Below are 18,163 nucleotides of genomic sequence, written 5' to 3'. Positions count from 1 at the left end.
ACTTACATTTACTTCTATCTGCCGCCTCCCCCTGACTCCCATCCCCCATAACAACACCACCCACCCTAATCCCCAGCCATTCCACCCCTCATGGCCGGAGTCCCCCAGTCTGCAGGACGGGCCAGGGCGGGCTTTGTCCCATGGGGGCGGGCTGGGGCGGGGAGGTCCCTTCGGCTGGCGGGGGTTCGGACGCATGGTGGAGAAGGGAGCAGCTTCTTAGGTCCTGGCAAGTAAAAAGGCGGGGGTGGACGAATGCATCAAAGCATGAGTCCAAGGTGCTCTGAGCTGAGAAAGTCCTTCAGGATTTCTCAGCGAATAGCACCGGTCCCCCGTCTTTTTACTTGTCAGGATCTTAGAAGCTGCCCCTTCGGAACCCTGCGTCCGAGCCCCCGCCAGCCGAAGGGACCTCCCTGCCCCGGCCCGGAACCCATGGGACAAAGCCCGTCCTGGCCCGTCCTGCGGACGCACCCCCGCTACCTCCCCCTCTTAACCTTCCTGACCACCTGCCCCGACCGTCTCCGGTCAATCCGGAACACGATCTGCATGAAGCGGGCCACCTCATCCCACGCCTCCCTGCTCTCAGGTATCAGATCCATGCTCATCTGGAACACATGGAACATGCCCTCATAAACCGAAACCCGGCGCCGCACGCCTGCCTGTCTGGCATTCTCAGCGGCTGCCAGCGTATCACTGAGAAGCATTTCATGGCTGCCTGCCTGTAACAGCATGGCAGGAAGTCCCCTATAATCGCCGAATACCGGGGACAGATACGGGTCCCTTGGATCCGCATCCCCGATATACGTGGAATTATAAAGCATTGTCTCCCTGGAATTGCCAAACAGCGGGTCCTTTTCAAAATTAAAATCATAACTGTCGCCGCTGCATGTGACGTCCGCCCATGGCGACATGAGCACCAGCCCTGCAGGCTGCGGCAGCCCGTGGTCCCTGAGGTAAAGGCACAGGGCAAGGGCAAGGCCGCCGCCGGCCGAATCCCCGGCAATCACTATCTGTCCCGGGCGGTAGCGTTTTTCCTTCACCAGCCACTGGTAGGCATGGAGCGCGTCCTCCAGGGCCGCCGGATACGGATATTCCGGGGCAACCCTGTAATCCGCGGTCAGCACATCCCCGCCAAAGCTGAGACGGGAATAGCGCACCGCAAACTTCCGGTATATGTTCTTCATGGGACCGATATAGCCGCCTCCGTGCAGCTGCAGCACGGCCCGTCCCGTCACCACGCCCTCGGGCTTTAAGAACTCCATTTTAAATGGTCCATTTTCAATAATCTCATACTCATAACCGGACGGGCAGACCCAGGCAGGTTCCACTGGATTCTTCCTGAATTCGCCTGTCTGTATGGGCTTTCCTAAGGAAGTCTCCATGATGTCGTGTATCATATCACGCATCAGGCCTCCCCGGATGCTTACCTTCTTATTCCGCATTTGGTCTCCTCCTGATTCCCTATAGATGGAACCGTCTGATTAATTCATTCTTCACTCCCCTGTCCCCCAGGAAAATGGTCATGGCCAGGATGAACACAGTGAGCACCACTGTAATCAACGCCATAAGCGGCTTTGTGACAAGCCCCGCCGCCCACAGGATCAACGGTATGAAGCTGAATATGGTGATGGCAAGCTGGTACATGAAATAGCTCTGCCAGTTCAGCCGGTTGACAAGTATCAAAAACACCACAGCCACATCCGCGAACAGGATGGTGGCAGGCACCGCATAATTGACGGACCAGCCCTCATAACCAAGCACCCAGTCAATCATAATCAGCAGTACCTGCATCCCAACCGTCTCGATGACAACCGTTTTCCCCAGATTCGCATGCTTTAGTATGGAATAACGGACCGTAAGCCCTGCATAGGCAATCCCGGGTATGGCGATGCCGGACCACCAGAGATGGTCATAGGTGGCAATATTCACCACCCCCAGCACCACGGCAACCGCGGCCAGGATTCCGTAAAATATATAAACCAGCTTCTTCCACTTATTCTTATCATATTCCACAACCGGGTAGGTATCCTTCCACGCTTCCGGTTTCGCAAGCCCGTTGCTCTCCAACGCCACCGGTATCCCGGCCTGTTCAAGATGCCCGAAAAAGCAGTCCTCCAGACGGCTGTCCGCAAATACCTTGGTAAATGTAATATTGACCTTGCCCTCATAGGCGCACACGCCGCATTTGGCTGGCTGGCGTTTGGAAACCCCGATGAGCAGATGGAAATTCTCAATCTCATCCCGATACTCCTCATCCATGGTGATGGGACCGATGTTAGACAGGGTCATGGTATGCGCCCTGTCATTGCGCCTGAAAATAAATCCCAGGGCCAGCCATTTGACAAACAAGGGCAGGATGCGCACATACCACTTCTTCTCATTGGACACATTATAGGAAATGGTCTGTTCCAGCTTTTCCTTCACAATATTGTCATCCATCTGGCTGCAGACCGCGGCCAGGATGGAATCAAAGGAGCCGTCCCCCTTCTCCCCGTCGTAATCAATGGCTGTCACCGCAAAGAAATTAGACGCCGTGTCCGAGCCGAAAAATGCCCTCAGGTTAATGGGCAGGTTGATGCCGATTGGCTGCCCGCAGGGCGTTCCGTCCATATAAACCTGGCAGATGGACCATATGAGGGAGGCGGTCAGGTATTTTGTGACGCTGACTCCTTTTTCACGGCATGCCCGTTTCAGATCCTGTATATCCACAGTGCCGTGCACCACGCTCTCGCCGCCCATGGAAAGGTATTCCCCCTCCATCTTGTAGGCTGGTTTGGAACTGTAGCGTCTGCCCGGCATCTTTTTGTAATTCTTCAGATAGCTGTCCTCAATCTTATAGACAGCCCCCGGTTCTTCCTCCCTGGACGGATGAGGCGTGCCCCGCTTCAGGTCAAGATAGCGGGCGGTCAGTTCACGGATGAAATTCACGGCCCCCATACCGTCCGTGACCGCGTGGAACACCTCCAGGTTGATGCGGCGGCCATAATAGCTGACCCGGAACAGATACAGCTGGTTGCTCTTGGGGTCAATATAACGGCAGGGCCAGGAGGTTTCCTTTTCTATATAAGGCGTGCGTTTGTTGCCTTCAAAGTAATACCAGAAAAACCCACGCTTCAGTTTCACCTTGAATCCCTTAAACATGGGTAGGGTATCCTCCAGCGCCTGCTGAAGCAGATTGGGCACTATATCATGTTTTAATATGACTGAGATGCGGAACACGTTGCTCAGGTTTTCATTGGCAATCATGGGAAATATCTTTCCTGTATTGTCAAGCCTGTGCCAGCGCTTCCCCTGAGGATCCTTCTTCATGGCCTGCCTTCTTCCTTCTGATAAATTATAATGGGAAAATGCCCTGTAAGAGACATTGATTTACACAACACAGTATTAGTATACCCCAAAGAAACATCTTCCTGCAATCATTATCTGTTTTCCCTTCTGGAAACATGATATACTATGGTCATACGACCCGCATGGAAATGTATATACTATCAGGGATAACAGATGAGGCATATCAGGGATGTCAGATGCAGCATATAAGGGATATCAGACGCAGCATATAAGGGATATCAGATGCAGCATCCGTATGTGCCTGAACATGCTCTATCAGGACGAGGAGGATTACAAAATGAATGATTTAAGACAACGGTGCGCCGCGGCGCGCAAACTGCTGGAAAGGATGCCAAAGGCAGGGCTTGGATTCTTTCCCACGCCCTTTTACAGGCTTTCTAACCTGTCCGTGGAACTGGGGGTTAACCTTTATATCAAACGGGATGACTTCACCGGCATGAACCTGTTTGGAGGGAACAAGGTGAGAAAGCTCCAGTATCTGATTGGGGATGCTGCCGCAAAGGGATGCGGATATGTATTCACCTTCGGCGCAACCCAGTCCAACCATGCCATGCAGACCGTATCCGCCTGCCGCCGCTGCGGATTAAAACCAATCCTGTACCTGGTGGCAATCGTGGAACCGGACGAGGAGGACCTGCGCGCCAACCTTCTGTTAGATAAGATCATGGGCGCTGAGATACACATTGTGAAAATGCTGCCCGGCGAAGAGGAAAATGCCGCCGATGAACGGGCCGTGGCCATGGCCAGGGAACACATGAAGCGCCTGGAGTCAGAAGGACACCGTTGCTATGAAGTGCCCATGGGCGGGGCCAGTCCGGTTGGCTCCGTTGGTTTCATTGAAGGCTATGTGGAATTCATGGAACAGACCCTTTCCATGGATTTCCATCCTGACTATGTGTTCCACGGCACCGGCACCGGCGGGACCATGGCAGGCCTGGCAGCAGGCCGTGTCCTTACAGGCTCGGACGCGGCAATCATTTCCATCAACGTAAGCTGGAAGGACAAGGGCTATCCCGGCCGCGCCGGGGCGCTGGCGAATGAAAGCCTGAAACTGATAGGGGCGGACGTGACCGTGGATGCTGACAGGGATATCCATACGGACCTGAACTATTACCTGCCCGGATACGAGATTCCCAACCAGGCATCCACTGAGGCGATCCGTCTCCTGGCTGAAAAGGAAGGACTCTTCGTCGACCCGGTCTATACGGGAAAGGCATTTGCCGGAATGCTGGACTACATCCGAAGCGGCAGGGTGCCTCAGGGAAGCAACGTTGTCTTCTGGCACACAGGCGGGGCCACGGCCCTGTTTGCGGAAAAAGAAATCCTGGGCGCCATTGTATAGTTCCTGGCGCAGGCATCCTCTCCCCTTCAAAACCGCAGGAAATATCATGAAATAAATTCCCTTTCCGGTACAATATAAGTGTCTTATAAATAAAAACACAACCAGAAAGAGGAGGATTTCCATGAAAACAGTATATACCCGCAGCACCCTGCTGACAGGAACACATTATGAGGCCGGTTACCGCCTGGGCACACAGTACGCAGCCATCCCCCAGCTGAAGTCACATTTCACAGCCGGATACCCGGGCTTTGGGACAGAGGAATGGGAAAAGGCCGCTGCCCTGTTTTCCCAATGGTGTCCGGGACTGAACGAGGAACTGCAGGGGGTTGCGGACGCCCTTCAGACCCGGCCCCAGAACCTTGTCTATTATGCCATGACCTGGCTCCGTCCCGGATGCAGCCACATTTCCCTGCTGCCGTCCATGACAAAGGACGGACACCCAAAGGTTGCGCGCAACTATGAATTCAACGATGCATTTGAGGATTTTAATGTAATCAAGACCAGCATACAGGGCGCATACACCCATATCGGGACCAGCGTCCTGGGGCTGGGCAGGGACGATGGGTTCAATGAGATGGGACTTGCGGTAACCATGAGTTCCACCACCTTCCCTGTGGGGGTTGATGGGAACATGCGCCGTCCCGCCGTCACCGGGCTTCAGTTCTGGGCCGTCATCCGCACGCTGCTTGACACCTGCCGGGACGTGGCCGAATGCCTGGAGCGGTTAAAAGACATGCCCATTGCATTTAATATGAACCTGATCCTCACGGACAAGGCCGGCAATGCAGCCCTCTATGAGACACTGGACGGGCGGAAGGCTTTCAGGACCATCAATCCCGACTCCGACGCGCAGTACCTGTATGCCACAAACCATCCGCTCCTTGAGGAGCTGATTCCCCATGAACCCCAGGTCCTGGAGAACTCCCTGAAACGCTGCGGGAACATTAAGGCATTCCTGCAGCAGCACGGGGAGGGGCTTGATACGGAAGAATTAAAACAGTTCCTCCTCACCCCTTACCCGGCCGGACTGTCCTGCCCTTATTATGATGACTTTTTCGGCACCACAAAAAGCATGGTCATTGACCCGGCCGCCGGGACCATGGAGCTTTGCTGGGGCGGACAGGAAGGAAATGGCTGGCAGCATTATTCCCTGGAAGGAGATTTCACCGAAGGCGTCAGGGCTGTAAAACTGTGCAGCCAGCCTGCTCCCCCATCCCTCTTCCAACTAGGGCCTGTTTGAAAATTCATTCCCGCCATCTGCACGCCCCACTTCGCGGCATATTTGGCCCAAATTCACTTAACGTAGCCCGCTACGCCGCGTTCATTTGGGCCAAATCTCCCACAAAGTGGAACGCACAGCTGACGGAAAGCAATTTTCAAACACACCCTTACAGACAATAAATAAACAGGAGTTTTTCATGAATTACGAACAATCACTGGAACAGGCCGTTGTGTATATTGAAAACCATCTGGGCGATGCACTGACAGTAGAGGAGGTGGCCCGCCACGCGGGCTACTCCTACTACCATCTGACCCGGGTATTCTCAGCCCTGCTGGGCGAAAGCGTGGGCAGTTATATTAAGAAACGCCGTCTCTCCAGTGCAGCCAGGGAACTGCTCTACACGGACAGACGGATCATTGACATCGCGGTCAGCCATGGCTTTGAATCCAGCGAGGCATTCAGCCGCGCCTTCAAATCCGTCTATCACGTAAGCCCTGTTAAGTACCGTCAGAACCGCCTGGAGCTTTTCATCAGCTCCAAGCCAAAAATGGACCAGCTCATGCTGGCCCATCTGACGAACAACCTGACCGTCCACCCCAGGATCCTGGAGCTTCCTGATATAAAAGCAGCCGGACTGCGCGGCTTCACCACACTTGGCGATAACGTGATCCCCGGACTGTGGGAAACCTTCCGCGCACAGATGCACCTGATTCCCAACACATTTGCGGACAGCCGCGGCTTTGGCATCTGCGAGGCCTGCGAAGACGGCAACAACCTGTATACCATGAATGATAATGTGCTGTTCCCGGAGGTGGCCGCGGTGGAGGTCTCCTCCTTCGACAACCTTCCTTCCCCCTTTATCCCCAAGATCCTGAAGGGCGGGAAGTACGCCGTATTCACCCACACGGGAAGCCTTAAAAGCCTGTCCCTGTCCTTCCGGTATATCTGGAGCACATGGTTCCTGACAACGGATGAGCAGTTGGACGGGCGGGAAGACTTTGAGCTGTACGATGAACGCTTTCTGGGGTACGACCACGCCCACAGCCAGATTGACCTCTATATCCCTGTGAAATGAAGGCCGGGGCGTCCTTCCATCCTCCTACTTCTCCATCCTTCCAAATGCCTCCAGGAAACTCAGCTTCTCAATTGCCTTGGATGCCATCCACCAGTTCTCGCTAATCGCGAATTCCTTTGGATACTCATCCCCCAGGCCAAACCATGTCCATGTAATATTCCAGACGCCTCCCGGATTTCTTGTATCCACCAGGTAATCCAGTTCCAGATCCACAACCTCCTCATTCCCAGGATAAAAGGGACATTCAGGCGACCAGATGAATTCAGACGGCCTGGGCGTATAGGATGCCCAGTTATCCGGATTGCGCTCAATGGAACGGTTCACCAGACCTGGCAGGGCTTCTTTTATGGATTCACAGTCAAAGCGGCGGCCCATACCGCATGCCTCCAGCTCCTGGACCAGCATGCCGGTGCCTCCTGCCCCCATTTCCCCAAGATCCTCTGTCCGCTTCATTTTATCCAGTATCCGTCCAGCGTACCCGATGGCCTTTGCATAAAGCCCTGACTGCCTGTCCCCATGGCGCAGGATAAATGTACATAAGCCTGCTGAGATTCCCATATCCTGAATCCGGTTGACGGACTCATCATATGTCATCCAGGGCGCCCTGGGATAATCATCATTGGACGGGATACTGAAATTCCAGCCGTCCTCCGACATATGCACCCCGCTGTCAAGGTAGTTAAGCATTCCTTTTATGACCCGGTGGTCATTGTCCGTAAATCCAATCCGCCTGAGTATTCCCGTGACAACCAGGACAGCGTACGGCGAGGACTCCGTATTCCAGCAATCCGGCTCCACCGCATTTCCAAATCCCCCGTCCTCATTCTGGTAAAATTCCAGCATTTCCATGACGCGTTCCCTGGTCCCGCCTTCAAAACAGAACTGCCATAACGCCAGTTCCAGGGGCCGTGCATTGCGGTATATCCAGGTGCGTACTTCCCTGTATGCTGCCTTGCTTAATTTCTTCATCTGATACCTCCAAATCATGTTTGGAAAAACTATATCATAAGAGGATGCATCTGTATTGAAAAAAAACGACATCCGGTATCATGGCATCCGATACACCCTGGTCCTCCGTGCAGGGACAGCACGAAAAACAGCGTTCAGACCCACTCCAGAGCGGACTGCCTTGCCTGGTCCGGCCAGACGCCGTGAAACCGTCTGAACTCATTGAGCAGATGGGACTGGTCCGAGTATCCATACCGGTACACTGCATCCTGAATCCGGAACTCCTTTTGTCCCACTATCTCCCGCCATACATTCTGGTACCGCACCAGGCTGGCTGTCCGCTTCATGGAAATGCCGATATCCCGCTGGAAAAGGCGTTCCATCTGCCTCTGGCCCACACAGGTGTGGCCGCATAATTCTTTTACCGCGGCATTTCCCTTTGTCTTCAGGATATAGTCAATGGCATTATACAGGTTGGGATTGTACTGGTCCGGCTTCAGCTTTTCCAGCAAGAACCGTTCCATCCATGCAATCCGTTCCCCCGCCAAACGGTAATAAAGAAATATATCAAAACCAGCCGTGTATCCTGGCTGCACCAGTTCCAGGTCCCAAACCTGGTTATATAAATCCCTGAAATCCAAATCCAGAAACAGCCTGGCTGCCCAAAAATAAAACCTGACCGCAAAGCTGGTCACCTCATCCCCGGTCACCCTGTGCGGTTTAAACACGGAATAGTCCTGTAACCCGCACAGCCTGGTTTTTACGGTCTGTCTTGAGTGGTTGATTTCAATAATAATGTCCATGCAGGTGTCCGGGATTACCCGCACGGCGCCGCCCTTCCCGTTGCCTTCCATGGCCCAGAAACAGGCGATATAGGGGCGCAGGGCAGGGCAGGGTGCATATTCAGTATAAGAATCATCCCTTAAAAAGGGCCGCGATGTCAATGGGCGGTATCGTGTGTCAAATGCAGGTATCATGAAGCGTATTCCTTTTCCCTCAGACTTTGTCAGGTTCAGACACGCTCTAGTATAAGCCATGGGACCGTTAAATACAACCCATATCGCCTGACGCCCTCTCCATTGCCTCCTGGCCCTGTCCTATTTCCAAAGATGTCCTCACATAAAATTCCTGTCCGTCCCTTACCCTGGCATTGGCCTCAGCCTTTCCTTGCGGACACCGTATCATTTCCTGCCCGCAGAGACGTTTCACCTGGCTTCTGGAAATCCCCAGCTGTTTCGCAAACAGCGTGTCCAGCCTTGGGGTTATGCATCCTCCCAGCTTAATCTCGATTTCATCCCATCCCTCATGCCTGCACGGCACCGGGGTATCCACCGCCTGTACCGTATACCCGCTGGACGCAAGCGCCCACTCTGCCCGGTTCCTGGCAAATATGGCCGGGCTGCTTCCATATTCCGCTGCCAGATGCATGTCATTGTCAAGAAAACTCCTGTATTCCTCCTGCTTCAGACGGTCCGGTCCCACCCGTTCATATATGGTCATATTCCAGGATGTCCCGCACGTCATGCACCGGTAAATCAGCCATACATCCAGCAGGCGCCCGTTTGCATTGACGCGGAACTTCCCGCTGTTCCCAAACTCCGTTTTCTTCCCGCATTTAGGGCACCGTCTTAACACCACCGGAAGTGATTCCGGCATTATGATCCATTTTTTCCTGATATTCTGTTTCATCTCAAATCTGCCTCCGCAGTCCACTCTATCATCCGCGGACCCGGATATAAACCTCAAACTCAAGCCAGAAACAAGGAAAAGGCAGTGTATCCGCTATTCCGGTACACTGCCTTGTTTCCCCTCATTCTTTTTCCGTTCCTGAAGCACAATCCTCTGTATGCTTTTTTCCGACAGGAAATATTGCTTTGCCAGGTCCTTCACACCAAATCCCTGACTATATTTTACAAATATTTCTATATTTCTTGACTGAAGTTCCTCCCTTGCCCGGGAAGCCTCTCCCCAGCCCTTTTTATTTTCCTGCTTTCTGGGGATATATACATATTCCCCGTCAATATAATCCTGAATCAACTCCACCAGTTCCACCGGAAGAATCTCATTTGCTTTCTGATAGCGCATCGCTGCCTCCCAAACATATTCTGCTGTCCGGAATAGCAAAGGCTATACAATTACTCTGTTTTCACTGCATCAGCCCATGCTATGCAGCGATAATATATTTCCTCATAAAAACTGGGCCTCCTTATCATGTTTATCCATTAACCATTGGCTTGTCCATTATATCATGGAAACCGTGGATTAAAAACCTCGCGCATTTTACAGAAACATTCTTAATCTTCTTTTAATCCTGCGGAATCTGTGAAATGACCCAGTCCGTATACGCCTCACCGATTTCCAGGTCCATGTTCACGTCAAGCCTGCTCCGGATGCTGGTTACCTCCTCATCCTTCACCGGATTATATCCCTTCTTCTCATAGGATGAGTAGTATAAGCCCACCCCGCGCTTCTGCCAGTTGGGCAGATCATTGAAATTGATATTCCTGGAAAACAGAAGTTCATTCTTAAATGCAATGGTCTTTCCCTCAATCTCCCTTGTGGCTTCCCTGGCAGACATGCCCTCCCTGCGCAGAAGCCAGTAACAGTGGGCATTCAGGGAGTTCCTGTGGGCATCCTCCTGCCTCCAGGAAAAATAGTCCTTCACGCATTCCAGATTGGGCAGCGGCACCACCCTGCAGTCAAAGCAGGCCAGTACCCCCAGGCGCAGTGAGAAAAATGCGCTGGCCTCCCCTGCCAGGACAGAATTAATCTTCCTTGTCTTCCTGCCAAATGTATTGTCCCTTGGATGGAACAGCAGGGAAATCTCATCACTCTGGGTGTAGCCGTACACGATGCGAAACCCACAGTCCATCAGATGCTTCACCGTATCAACCATGGCATCCCTGAACCGGATGTCAAAAGGCGCCTCGAACCGGCAGGTTTCCTTGGTCAGCTTTGTAAAATTCCTCCCGTCAATCCTCACCGCCATATAAAGCTCCGGAAGGATGGTCTGGTCCAGGGAAGTCTCAAACCTGCGCATGCCTGTATCTAATTCATCAAAAATCATTGTCTATCCCTCCATCTTATCATTCCACACATCAACCACGAATGCATCATCCTGGATCCGCACAAAATACAGTACGTCGAATCCCTCCCCATAGGAGGGAAGTTCCAGACGGTTTGAGGTGCAGGCAATCGCCCTGCTGGGAATACACGCCTTTCCAAGGCGCTGGGAATTGCGCTCCACACAGTCCCTCACAATGGACTGGAAAAAGTATCCTTCTATCCGGTATCCATGCTCCCTGGCCGCCTTTATGTACCGATTCCTGTCCTCTGCGGTGGGATTTGTATTGTCCACCACAAACGATACCCGTTTCTGCAGGCACTCCTCTAATAACGCCGCCTCCTTGTTCCTGGTGTGCAGCGTGTCCAGATTGATATGTACAAAATCCGGCGGGAAATGCTGTTTAAAAAAAGTAGATTTCCCGCTTGCCTGAATACCGGTGAAAATAACGGCTCTGGGCGCCTCTGCCTCCAGCTTGTGCTCCATTGTTTTCCGTCCTCCTGTCATTATCCGGTTGTCCATGGTCCATCCAGGCTAAAATTTCCTGCTGATGATGAACGTAAGCAGCGCCAACAGGAATATCAGCAACTCCTTCAGAGGGTTTTCGGCAATATCATCCGCCAGCTGTTCCAACCTTGTCTTCCTGTGATCCTGCCGGACCTTCTGTTCCAGTTCCGCCATGGTCATGACGGCCCGGCTCTGCTCCGCATCATAGCATTTCCGTCTGTCCGCATCCGACAGTACCATGTAAGCCTCCGTCAGCTCCTTTGCCTGCTGGTCGTTGAACGCCCGGCCCTCCATCTCATACCATCGCTTCTCCCGCTGGAACGCGGCGTCGATTTCTTCCGGGGCAGCATCCGGATTCAAATGCAGGATTGTATAGTAGCCGTTCTTTTTCATGTGTCCTCCTAATACCAGGGATGTCCCGGCATCAGTCCGGGACTGCCATCCACACCTATTCATCCATCCCTGCGGCTGATACCTGACAAGCGTCCAAAAAAGGGGATAAGAAGAACCTTTCAGAATGAATCAGTTCATGATTGCATGCGTAATTTTATCCAGCGGTATGCCAGGGCTTTGATGATACCGGGCCTTTGATTTATCATAGATAAGATTTAATTCATGATAATACCCATCTTCGCTCACCGTCTTCCCATTCCACATATACCGGCATACAGGAACCTCTTCCCCATCCTCCCCTGCTTCCTCCCAAGACAAGATATCATAGTCCCCCTTTGCTACTAGAACCAGTTCCCCATCCAGGATACTGTATACATCGTCAAAAAAAGCTCCTGTATTTCCGCCACAATTGAGCAGGAGATTTTCCCGCTCAATATATGAGAATTCTAAGCGTGTAAGATTAGCAGCATGGACTTTACCATCTGCATAATTCAGGATAATACATCCGGATGCCGAATATTTTCCAACTAATACCAGTTCTGGTATATCATCATCGTCCAGATAGATTAAATCAAACGAATCAATTTCCCTTTGATTGCAGGACTCAATATAATCTATGTACGCCTTTTTCCATAAATCCCCTGTATCCCCCTGCTCCATTTCTGCGGCTTCTTCTGTATATGCCACTGTGGAAATACCTATTTCCTCTTCTTTCTCTGCATTACCCCCGCAGGAGGTAAGGATGCCAAGTGTCAGGATACATGAGATTACCCGTAAATATTGTACATACATTCTCCGGCACCGCTTCTTTCCACCAATAAAGCCGTTTTCCATCAGCACGGTCCTCCCCGCTACTTATGGTACGGTTCCCCGGCCATAATCCGGTAACTCCTATATATCTGCTCCAGCAGCACCACCCGCATCAGCTGATGCGGAAATGTCATCTTTGAAAAACTCAGGGCATAATCCGCCCGCCCCATCACCTCATCTGACAGGCCAAGGGAACCGCCAATCACAAACACAATATGGCTTATGCCATCCACCCCCAGCTTCTGAAGCCTGGATGCCAGCTCCTCACTGGAAAGCATCCTGCCTTCAATTGCCAGGGCAATCACATAAGCCCCATCTTTAATATTAGAAAGGATGCGCTGCCCTTCCTTATCCTTAATCTGGCGTTCCACGGCCTCACTGGCCCCATCCGGCGTCTTCTCGTCCTGCACCTGGACAATATCCAGCTTGCAGTAACGGCCAAGACGCTTGGAGTACTCCTTTATGGCATCCTCAAAATACCGTTCTTTTATCTTTCCTACCGTTACAAGCGTTATCTTCATCCGTTAAAACTCCAGTACCATGTCATACCACACAGCCCCGCCGTGAACTGACTTTGAAACACCCATATTCACATACCCGAACTTCTCATAGTAACCGATAAGCCTGTCCTTGCACGTCAGTATAAGCCCTTTCCTGCCCTGCTTCCCTGCGGTTTCAATCATGGTCTGCATAAGCCGGGAGGCCACCCCCATATGCCGGTACCCTTCTATCACATCCAGCCCGAAAATACTCTGGTACGCCCCCTTGGGGTCATGCAGGGAAATATCCTCAAACATCTCATCTGCAATCGTCCTTTCATCTGTAACCGCGCCATTGATGAAACCAATAATCCGCCCGTCCGCTTCCGCCACCAGGAAGCTCTCCCCAAATGCCTCCAGACGTGCTTTTAAACTTGCCCTGTCAGCCGCCTCCGCTGCCGGAAAACAATTAAGTTCCACCTGTGCCACCTGATCCAAATCATCCGGCACCGCTGTCCTGATTCTGTATGCATCATTCCCTGTCATCTGTATGTCATCCTCTCAGCCTACCCGGCCATCCTCTAAACCCATCCAGCCATCCTCTAAACCCATCCGGCCATCCTCTCAGCCATTTCTCAGCCCTTTACGCGGAAATAGTAACCAACGCCCCACTTCGTATGTACATACTTTGGGTCGCTTGGGCTTGGCTCTATCTTTTCCCTCAGCCTTCTCACATGGACATCCACGGTACGGACATCGCCGCTGTCCATGGCCTTGTTGCCCCATACATAGGTGAGCAGGGCTTCCCTGCTGTATACCTTGTTGGGATTGCGCACCAGAAGCTCCAGCAGGTCAAATTCCTTGGCTGTCAGGTTAATCTCCCTCTCGCCGATAAATACCCTGCGGCTTTCCGTATCCATCTTAAGGTCACCCTGGCCGATGACGCTGTTGTTGGCTTCCTCCTTCTTCAGGCGCTTGTTCTTGGAACTGCGCCGTATGATGGCCTTGATCCTGGCCTTGACTTCCAGGATGTTAAAGGGCTTGCTTATATAGTCATCCGCCCCATACTCCAGTCCAAGGATCTTATCCATGTCCCCGCCCTTGGCGGTCAGCATGATGATCGGCATGTCGGAAAACTCCCGGATGGCCTGGCAGACCTCATAACCGTCCAGTTTAGGAAGCATCACATCCAAAAGCACGATATCGTACTCTGTCTTCTTAGCCAGTTCCACTGCTTCCTCGCCATCATATGCACAATCCACTTCCATGCCATCCTGTTCCAGGCTGAAGCGGATACCTTTTACAATTAATTTTTCATCATCTACAACTAATACTCTCGGCATGTTCATTCCCCTTATCTATCAATGGCGGCCCAAATCAAACCTCGGGCCGCCCAACTCTTTTATACTGTGATACTGTCCTTAATCTTTTCAAACGCAGCGTCCTTGATGCCGGACACATTCATAATATCCTCTATGGACTGGAATCCGCCATACGTTTCCCTGTAGCGGATAATATCCTCTGCCCTGGACTCCCCGATACCGCGAAGGCTCATAAGCTCCTCCCTGGTAGCCGTGTTCAGATTCACCATGGACCTGGTCTTTGCTTCAGGATCCGCAGCGGGCTTGATGCCCTGTGCCTCCCACTCTTTTACCTGGCTCTCACTGGGAACTTCCAGCTTCATACCGTCCCTCAGCGTCTCCGCCAGGTTCAGATAATCTGCCGCTCCGCCGTCCATAATGCCTCCGGCCGCCTCAACCGCCTCATATACCCTGCTTCCCTCCGGAAGACCGTATACGCCCGGCTGTCCCACCTCTCCGCAGACATGTACATAAACCATGGCGGCAGATGGTTGGGTGGAATCCGGCTGTCCGGAATCAATCTGTCCTGAATCCGTTTTTCCTGGACCGCTCTGTCCTGAATCCGGTTTTCCCGAACCGCTCTGTCCTGAATCCGGTTTTCCTGAACCGTACTCTTCCGAATCCGGCTGTCCCGAATCTCCCAAATCCATAACAATTCCTTCATTCCCGGAATCAACCGCACAATCCGGCTGCCCGCCGCAACTATAACATATGCCTGCAGCCAACATGCATATGACGATGGCAGGAACCTTTAATGCTTTTAAAGATATAAGTCTCATCTGAATGGTATCCCTCCTTTATACGGGTACCATCCCAGCCTGATAGTACTATTCTAACTGTTAGCCTATTTAAATACAAGAGTTATTTCCAATTTTTATCTTTCAAAAACAATGATTCCGCCGATGGCAATGGCAGCGCCAATGAGCTTATGCCATGCAAATGGGCTTTTTTCCACGCCGAACATACCAAACAGCTCAATCCCATACGCCACGATAATCTGGGAGATGACGATTAAGAGGGCTGTCTGGGCAGGTCCCAGGCTGGCCATGCTGCGGATGACCGTGTATGTGATGAGCGCCCCCAGGATACCTCCCACCATAACATATTTTGGCGTTACCTGCATCAGACCCGCAATAGGCTCCCTTCCTGTAAAAAGCCAGATTACCACACAGGTAATAAACGCGGTCAGCTGTACCCAGCCCGCAGCCACCCACACGCTGGTCTGCTTGGTAACCTCCGTATTAAATACGCCCTGTATGCTCATTAATGCGCCTGACAGCAATGCTATGACAAATCCCATATCTTTTCTTTCCTGCCTTTCCATTATTTTTCCTGTTTCTTTAGCTTTCCCCTTGAATATAATTTTATTCTAAGTGAAGGAGTTGTCATGCATCTGCATATGATGTATAATCGTTCCCACAGGAGGCGCTGTCTATGAGTACCATTGCAAAGGCTTTATTCCAGATGTCATCGTGGCCCATGAAGACACCTGTTCCATATTCCGGCTTCCATCTGGTTTTTGGAGGAGCCGGCATCCTTGCCGCCATTTTCCTGGCATGGAAACTGTCCCGGAGCAGGCATCTGCACGTCCTGTCCGCCTGCGGCCTGATCCTGGCTGTCAGTGAAATTTATAAGCAGGGATTCCTGTATTATATTGTCAACGGGGAACAATACGACTGGTGGTATTTTCCGTTTCAGCTGTGCAGCATCCCCATGTACCTGTGCCTGCTGCTTCCATTCATCGGGCCGCGGATGTCCTCCCGTCCAGCAAAAGCAGTATATACCTTCCTACAGGACTTTTCCTTGTTAGGAGGCGTCATGGCGCTGGCAGAACCCAGCGGACTGATGCATCCGTATCTTGTATTAACCCTTCACGGGTTCATATGGCATTTTATCCTGATTTTCATTGGACTTTACTGTGCATTTAGCGGTAAGGGCGGACGAAGCCTGTCTGACTTTGGGGATACGCTGCCATTATTGTGCGGATGCGCTGCTGTAGCCACCCTCATCAATGTGGCATCCCATCCTTATGGAAATGCCGATATGTTCTACATCAGCCCCTATTACCCCAACGGACAGGTTGTCTTTCATGAGATTGCCCTGACCATCGGGACGGTTCCAGGTAACATACTGTATCTTTTTTCTGTGGCCCTGGGCGGTTTTCTGTTCCACGTCATGCTCAGGCATATCCCGCGGCAGTCTTAATGCCCGCTGGGATCATATTACAAAAAACACGGTTATATTTTATAATAAGGAGATTTGAATATGTCAAAGATATCAGGAAACGAAAGAGCAAAACAGGCAATCGCATTCCATGACAGGGGCTTCAACTGCGCCCAGTCTGTTGCATGCGCATTTACGGATAAAACGGGGATGGATGAAAAGACCCTGTTCCGGATAACCGAAGGACTTGGCCTTGGAATGGGCTGTATGGATGCAACCTGCGGGGCAATCTCTGCTGCCGCTGTATTGTCCGGCCTGAAATGCAGCACCGGGCATACCCAGGCGCCGGATTCCAAGAAGATTTCGTATGAGGCATCCGCCTCCTGCCTCAAGGCATTCCTTGAAAAGAACGGCAGCCTTACCTGCCGTGAGTTAAGGGGTGAGGATACAGGGACACCGCTGCGTTCCTGTCCCGGATGTATTGAAGATGCGGTTCAGATCATTGACGGACATCTGTTTCCCGAGGAATAGGAAAAGCTGGCTATGATAAGGCGAATCAGAAGTTGCGTTTGGATGCCTTTGGCGTAAAAGACGGGAAAAGTGCCGGCCAACGGATTGGAACTCATGAACTGAAACAGGGGCAACGGTGTAGGGATGAAGAAAGTGCCATATGATTTATTCCGGATAGAGAATGAGATAATAGAGAAATGCAGTATATCTGAAAACCGTTTCCATAAGGTCAGCAGCACTCAATGGGAAAACATATATCAAACGATTGCAGAAAAATATGCCGACAAAACAGGAACATGGAAAAACGGTTTACATTGGGCTAATATCAAAGGTTACAGTCCAAAAAGCATGAAAAACTTTTTAGGGAGTTTTCCAGTTGATGGTTCAACATGGTTTTATCTCCTGCCGCAGATCATATCAGGGGATGAGATGGTTTATTTTTTAATTGACAAAGGCAGTGATTGGTATTTGGGGGAAAAGTTTTGGATATTTGAAAGCTATATACCTGAATTAGCAGAGGCGCTTAATATGTTAAATCAAACTGCCTTCTTAGATACCGGATGGGCGGACTATTATATTATTTCCAAAAAATTCCAATGGCTTATAGGCTTTAATCACCATGATATAATTTCATGTGTTGGAGAGGGGTTAAATCTTAATTGTCTCAAAAATTAAGTAATATAACAAGTTCCGGTCCGTCGGACTGATTTGCAGGTACGGACTAAGATGCGATTGGAAATTGCGTTCCTCCAGCCATCCTAGAGCGTGTTTGAAAATTGCTTTCCGTCGGCTGTGCGTCCCACTTTGTGGGAGATTTGGTCCCGATGATGGAGGCGTAGCGGGCTACGCTGACTGAATCGGGGCCAAATATACCGCGAAGTGGGGCGTGCTTTGTCCTAAGGGGGTACCTCTGGTGGATTCCTTAGGGCAGACGGCGGGAATGA

The 18,163-nt window shown here is 51.5% G+C and carries 20 protein-coding genes and 5 pseudogenes; 8 read left to right on the top strand and 17 right to left on the bottom strand.

Features of this window, described 5'->3' with window-relative positions; all coding sequences use genetic code 11:
* Window positions 1–473 precede the first annotated feature (473 nt).
* Complete coding sequence (locus LK536_RS52350; RefSeq protein ID WP_008718091.1) at window positions 474–1,439, bottom strand: alpha/beta hydrolase; 966 nt, start codon at window positions 1,437–1,439, stop codon at window positions 474–476.
* A 19-nt stretch (window positions 1,440–1,458) separates the two neighbouring features.
* Entirely contained in the window at window positions 1,459–3,306 is a 1,848-nt protein-coding gene (locus LK536_RS52345) for a DUF6320 domain-containing protein (RefSeq protein WP_227796885.1), read from the bottom strand.
* A 208-nt stretch (window positions 3,307–3,514) separates the two neighbouring features.
* Between LK536_RS52345 and LK536_RS52340 the strand changes: the two genes are divergently transcribed.
* Both LK536_RS52340 and LK536_RS52335 read left to right on the top strand, forming a co-directional pair.
* Window positions 3,515–4,687 carry a D-cysteine desulfhydrase family protein gene (locus LK536_RS52340; protein WP_227796886.1) on the top strand — a complete coding sequence of 391 codons (1,173 nt, stop codon included), beginning with the start codon at window positions 3,515–3,517 and terminating at the stop codon, window positions 4,685–4,687.
* A gap of 121 nt (window positions 4,688–4,808) precedes the next feature.
* Window positions 4,809–5,798, top strand: a pseudogene (locus tag LK536_RS52335) (C45 family autoproteolytic acyltransferase/hydrolase); the annotation flags it as partial.
* A 32-nt stretch (window positions 5,799–5,830) separates the two neighbouring features.
* On the opposite strand, the pseudogene LK536_RS52330 reads toward LK536_RS52335, so the two are convergent.
* Window positions 5,831–6,007: pseudogene (locus LK536_RS52330) on the bottom strand (DUF6783 domain-containing protein); the annotation flags it as partial.
* Here LK536_RS52330 and LK536_RS52325 point away from each other — a divergent pair.
* A pseudogene (locus tag LK536_RS52325) lies at window positions 5,984–6,088 on the top strand (DUF6783 domain-containing protein); the annotation flags it as partial. The pseudogenes LK536_RS52330 and LK536_RS52325 overlap by 24 nt on opposite strands.
* 17 nt (window positions 6,089–6,105) lie before the next feature.
* Window positions 6,106–6,984 (top strand): AraC family transcriptional regulator, encoded by an 879-nt coding sequence (locus tag LK536_RS52320; protein WP_227796888.1) that lies wholly within the window; start codon window positions 6,106–6,108, stop codon window positions 6,982–6,984.
* Window positions 6,985–7,008: 24 nt separating this feature from the next.
* Here the strand turns inward: LK536_RS52320 and LK536_RS52315 are convergent, their stop codons facing one another.
* The 13 genes from LK536_RS52315 to LK536_RS52255 form a co-directional block, all read right to left on the bottom strand.
* Window positions 7,009–7,953, bottom strand: coding sequence for a hypothetical protein (locus LK536_RS52315; RefSeq protein ID WP_130790247.1), 945 nt, complete (start codon window positions 7,951–7,953; stop codon window positions 7,009–7,011).
* Between the two features lie 134 nt (window positions 7,954–8,087).
* Window positions 8,088–8,969: a DUF6597 domain-containing transcriptional factor gene (locus LK536_RS52310; RefSeq protein WP_506092224.1), complete on the bottom strand. Its 882-nt coding sequence runs from the start codon at window positions 8,967–8,969 to the stop codon at window positions 8,088–8,090.
* A gap of 7 nt (window positions 8,970–8,976) precedes the next feature.
* A complete protein-coding gene (locus tag LK536_RS52305) occupies window positions 8,977–9,621 on the bottom strand; it encodes a DUF1062 domain-containing protein (protein ID WP_008718103.1) in 645 nt (214 codons plus the stop codon).
* A gap of 93 nt (window positions 9,622–9,714) precedes the next feature.
* Window positions 9,715–10,017 carry a CD3324 family protein gene (locus LK536_RS52300; protein ID WP_120056879.1) on the bottom strand — a complete coding sequence of 101 codons (303 nt, stop codon included), beginning with the start codon at window positions 10,015–10,017 and terminating at the stop codon, window positions 9,715–9,717.
* Window positions 10,018–10,237: 220 nt separating this feature from the next.
* Complete coding sequence (locus LK536_RS52295) at window positions 10,238–10,999, bottom strand: tRNA(His) guanylyltransferase Thg1 family protein (protein WP_025486450.1); 762 nt, start codon at window positions 10,997–10,999, stop codon at window positions 10,238–10,240.
* A gap of 3 nt (window positions 11,000–11,002) precedes the next feature.
* The gene (locus tag LK536_RS52290; protein ID WP_227796889.1) at window positions 11,003–11,482 is read right to left on the bottom strand and encodes an AAA family ATPase; all 480 of its coding nucleotides are present in this window, start codon (window positions 11,480–11,482) and stop codon (window positions 11,003–11,005) included.
* Between the two features lie 48 nt (window positions 11,483–11,530).
* The gene (locus LK536_RS52285) at window positions 11,531–11,896 is read right to left on the bottom strand and encodes a DnaJ domain-containing protein (RefSeq protein ID WP_227796890.1); all 366 of its coding nucleotides are present in this window, start codon (window positions 11,894–11,896) and stop codon (window positions 11,531–11,533) included.
* Between the two features lie 129 nt (window positions 11,897–12,025).
* Window positions 12,026–12,730: a hypothetical protein gene (locus LK536_RS52280; protein WP_227796891.1), complete on the bottom strand. Its 705-nt coding sequence runs from the start codon at window positions 12,728–12,730 to the stop codon at window positions 12,026–12,028.
* A 17-nt stretch (window positions 12,731–12,747) separates the two neighbouring features.
* Window positions 12,748–13,227, bottom strand: a complete 480-nt coding sequence (gene rlmH / locus LK536_RS52275) for a 23S rRNA (pseudouridine(1915)-N(3))-methyltransferase RlmH (RefSeq protein WP_008718115.1) — start codon at window positions 13,225–13,227, stop codon at window positions 12,748–12,750.
* Window positions 13,228–13,230: 3 nt separating this feature from the next.
* The gene (locus tag LK536_RS52270) at window positions 13,231–13,731 is read right to left on the bottom strand and encodes a GNAT family N-acetyltransferase (protein ID WP_008718116.1); all 501 of its coding nucleotides are present in this window, start codon (window positions 13,729–13,731) and stop codon (window positions 13,231–13,233) included.
* Between the two features lie 89 nt (window positions 13,732–13,820).
* Window positions 13,821–14,528: a response regulator transcription factor gene (locus tag LK536_RS52265; RefSeq protein WP_008718118.1), complete on the bottom strand. Its 708-nt coding sequence runs from the start codon at window positions 14,526–14,528 to the stop codon at window positions 13,821–13,823.
* Window positions 14,529–14,587: 59 nt separating this feature from the next.
* Window positions 14,588–15,325, bottom strand: a complete 738-nt coding sequence (locus tag LK536_RS52260; RefSeq protein ID WP_227796892.1) for a helix-hairpin-helix domain-containing protein — start codon at window positions 15,323–15,325, stop codon at window positions 14,588–14,590.
* Between the two features lie 95 nt (window positions 15,326–15,420).
* Window positions 15,421–15,846, bottom strand: coding sequence for a DMT family transporter (locus tag LK536_RS52255; RefSeq protein ID WP_008718121.1), 426 nt, complete (start codon window positions 15,844–15,846; stop codon window positions 15,421–15,423).
* 134 nt (window positions 15,847–15,980) lie between these two features.
* On the opposite strand from LK536_RS52255, the gene LK536_RS52250 reads away from it, so the two are divergent.
* The 4 genes and pseudogenes from LK536_RS52250 to LK536_RS52235 all read left to right on the top strand — a co-directional run.
* Entirely contained in the window at window positions 15,981–16,751 is a 771-nt protein-coding gene (locus LK536_RS52250; protein WP_227796893.1) for a TMEM164 family acyltransferase, read from the top strand.
* Between the two features lie 60 nt (window positions 16,752–16,811).
* Window positions 16,812–17,240, top strand: coding sequence for a C-GCAxxG-C-C family protein (locus LK536_RS52245; RefSeq protein WP_025486444.1), 429 nt, complete (start codon window positions 16,812–16,814; stop codon window positions 17,238–17,240).
* Window positions 17,241–17,363: 123 nt separating this feature from the next.
* Window positions 17,364–17,894 carry a DUF6756 family protein gene (locus LK536_RS52240; RefSeq protein WP_227796894.1) on the top strand — a complete coding sequence of 177 codons (531 nt, stop codon included), beginning with the start codon at window positions 17,364–17,366 and terminating at the stop codon, window positions 17,892–17,894.
* A gap of 64 nt (window positions 17,895–17,958) precedes the next feature.
* A pseudogene (locus LK536_RS52235) lies at window positions 17,959–18,033 on the top strand (hypothetical protein); the annotation flags it as partial.
* Here LK536_RS52235 and LK536_RS52230 read toward each other — a convergent pair.
* Window positions 18,019–18,090, bottom strand: a pseudogene (locus LK536_RS52230) (DUF6783 domain-containing protein); the annotation flags it as partial. The pseudogenes LK536_RS52235 and LK536_RS52230 sit on opposite strands and share 15 nt — an antisense overlap.
* Between the last annotated feature and the right edge of the window lie 73 nt (window positions 18,091–18,163).

Origin of the sequence: Clostridium pacaense, from assembly GCF_020709765.2 — a bacterium.
Classification (GTDB): domain Bacteria; phylum Bacillota; class Clostridia; order Lachnospirales; family Lachnospiraceae; genus Enterocloster; species Enterocloster hominis.
This window is presented reverse-complemented; position numbering and strand designations above follow the sequence as displayed.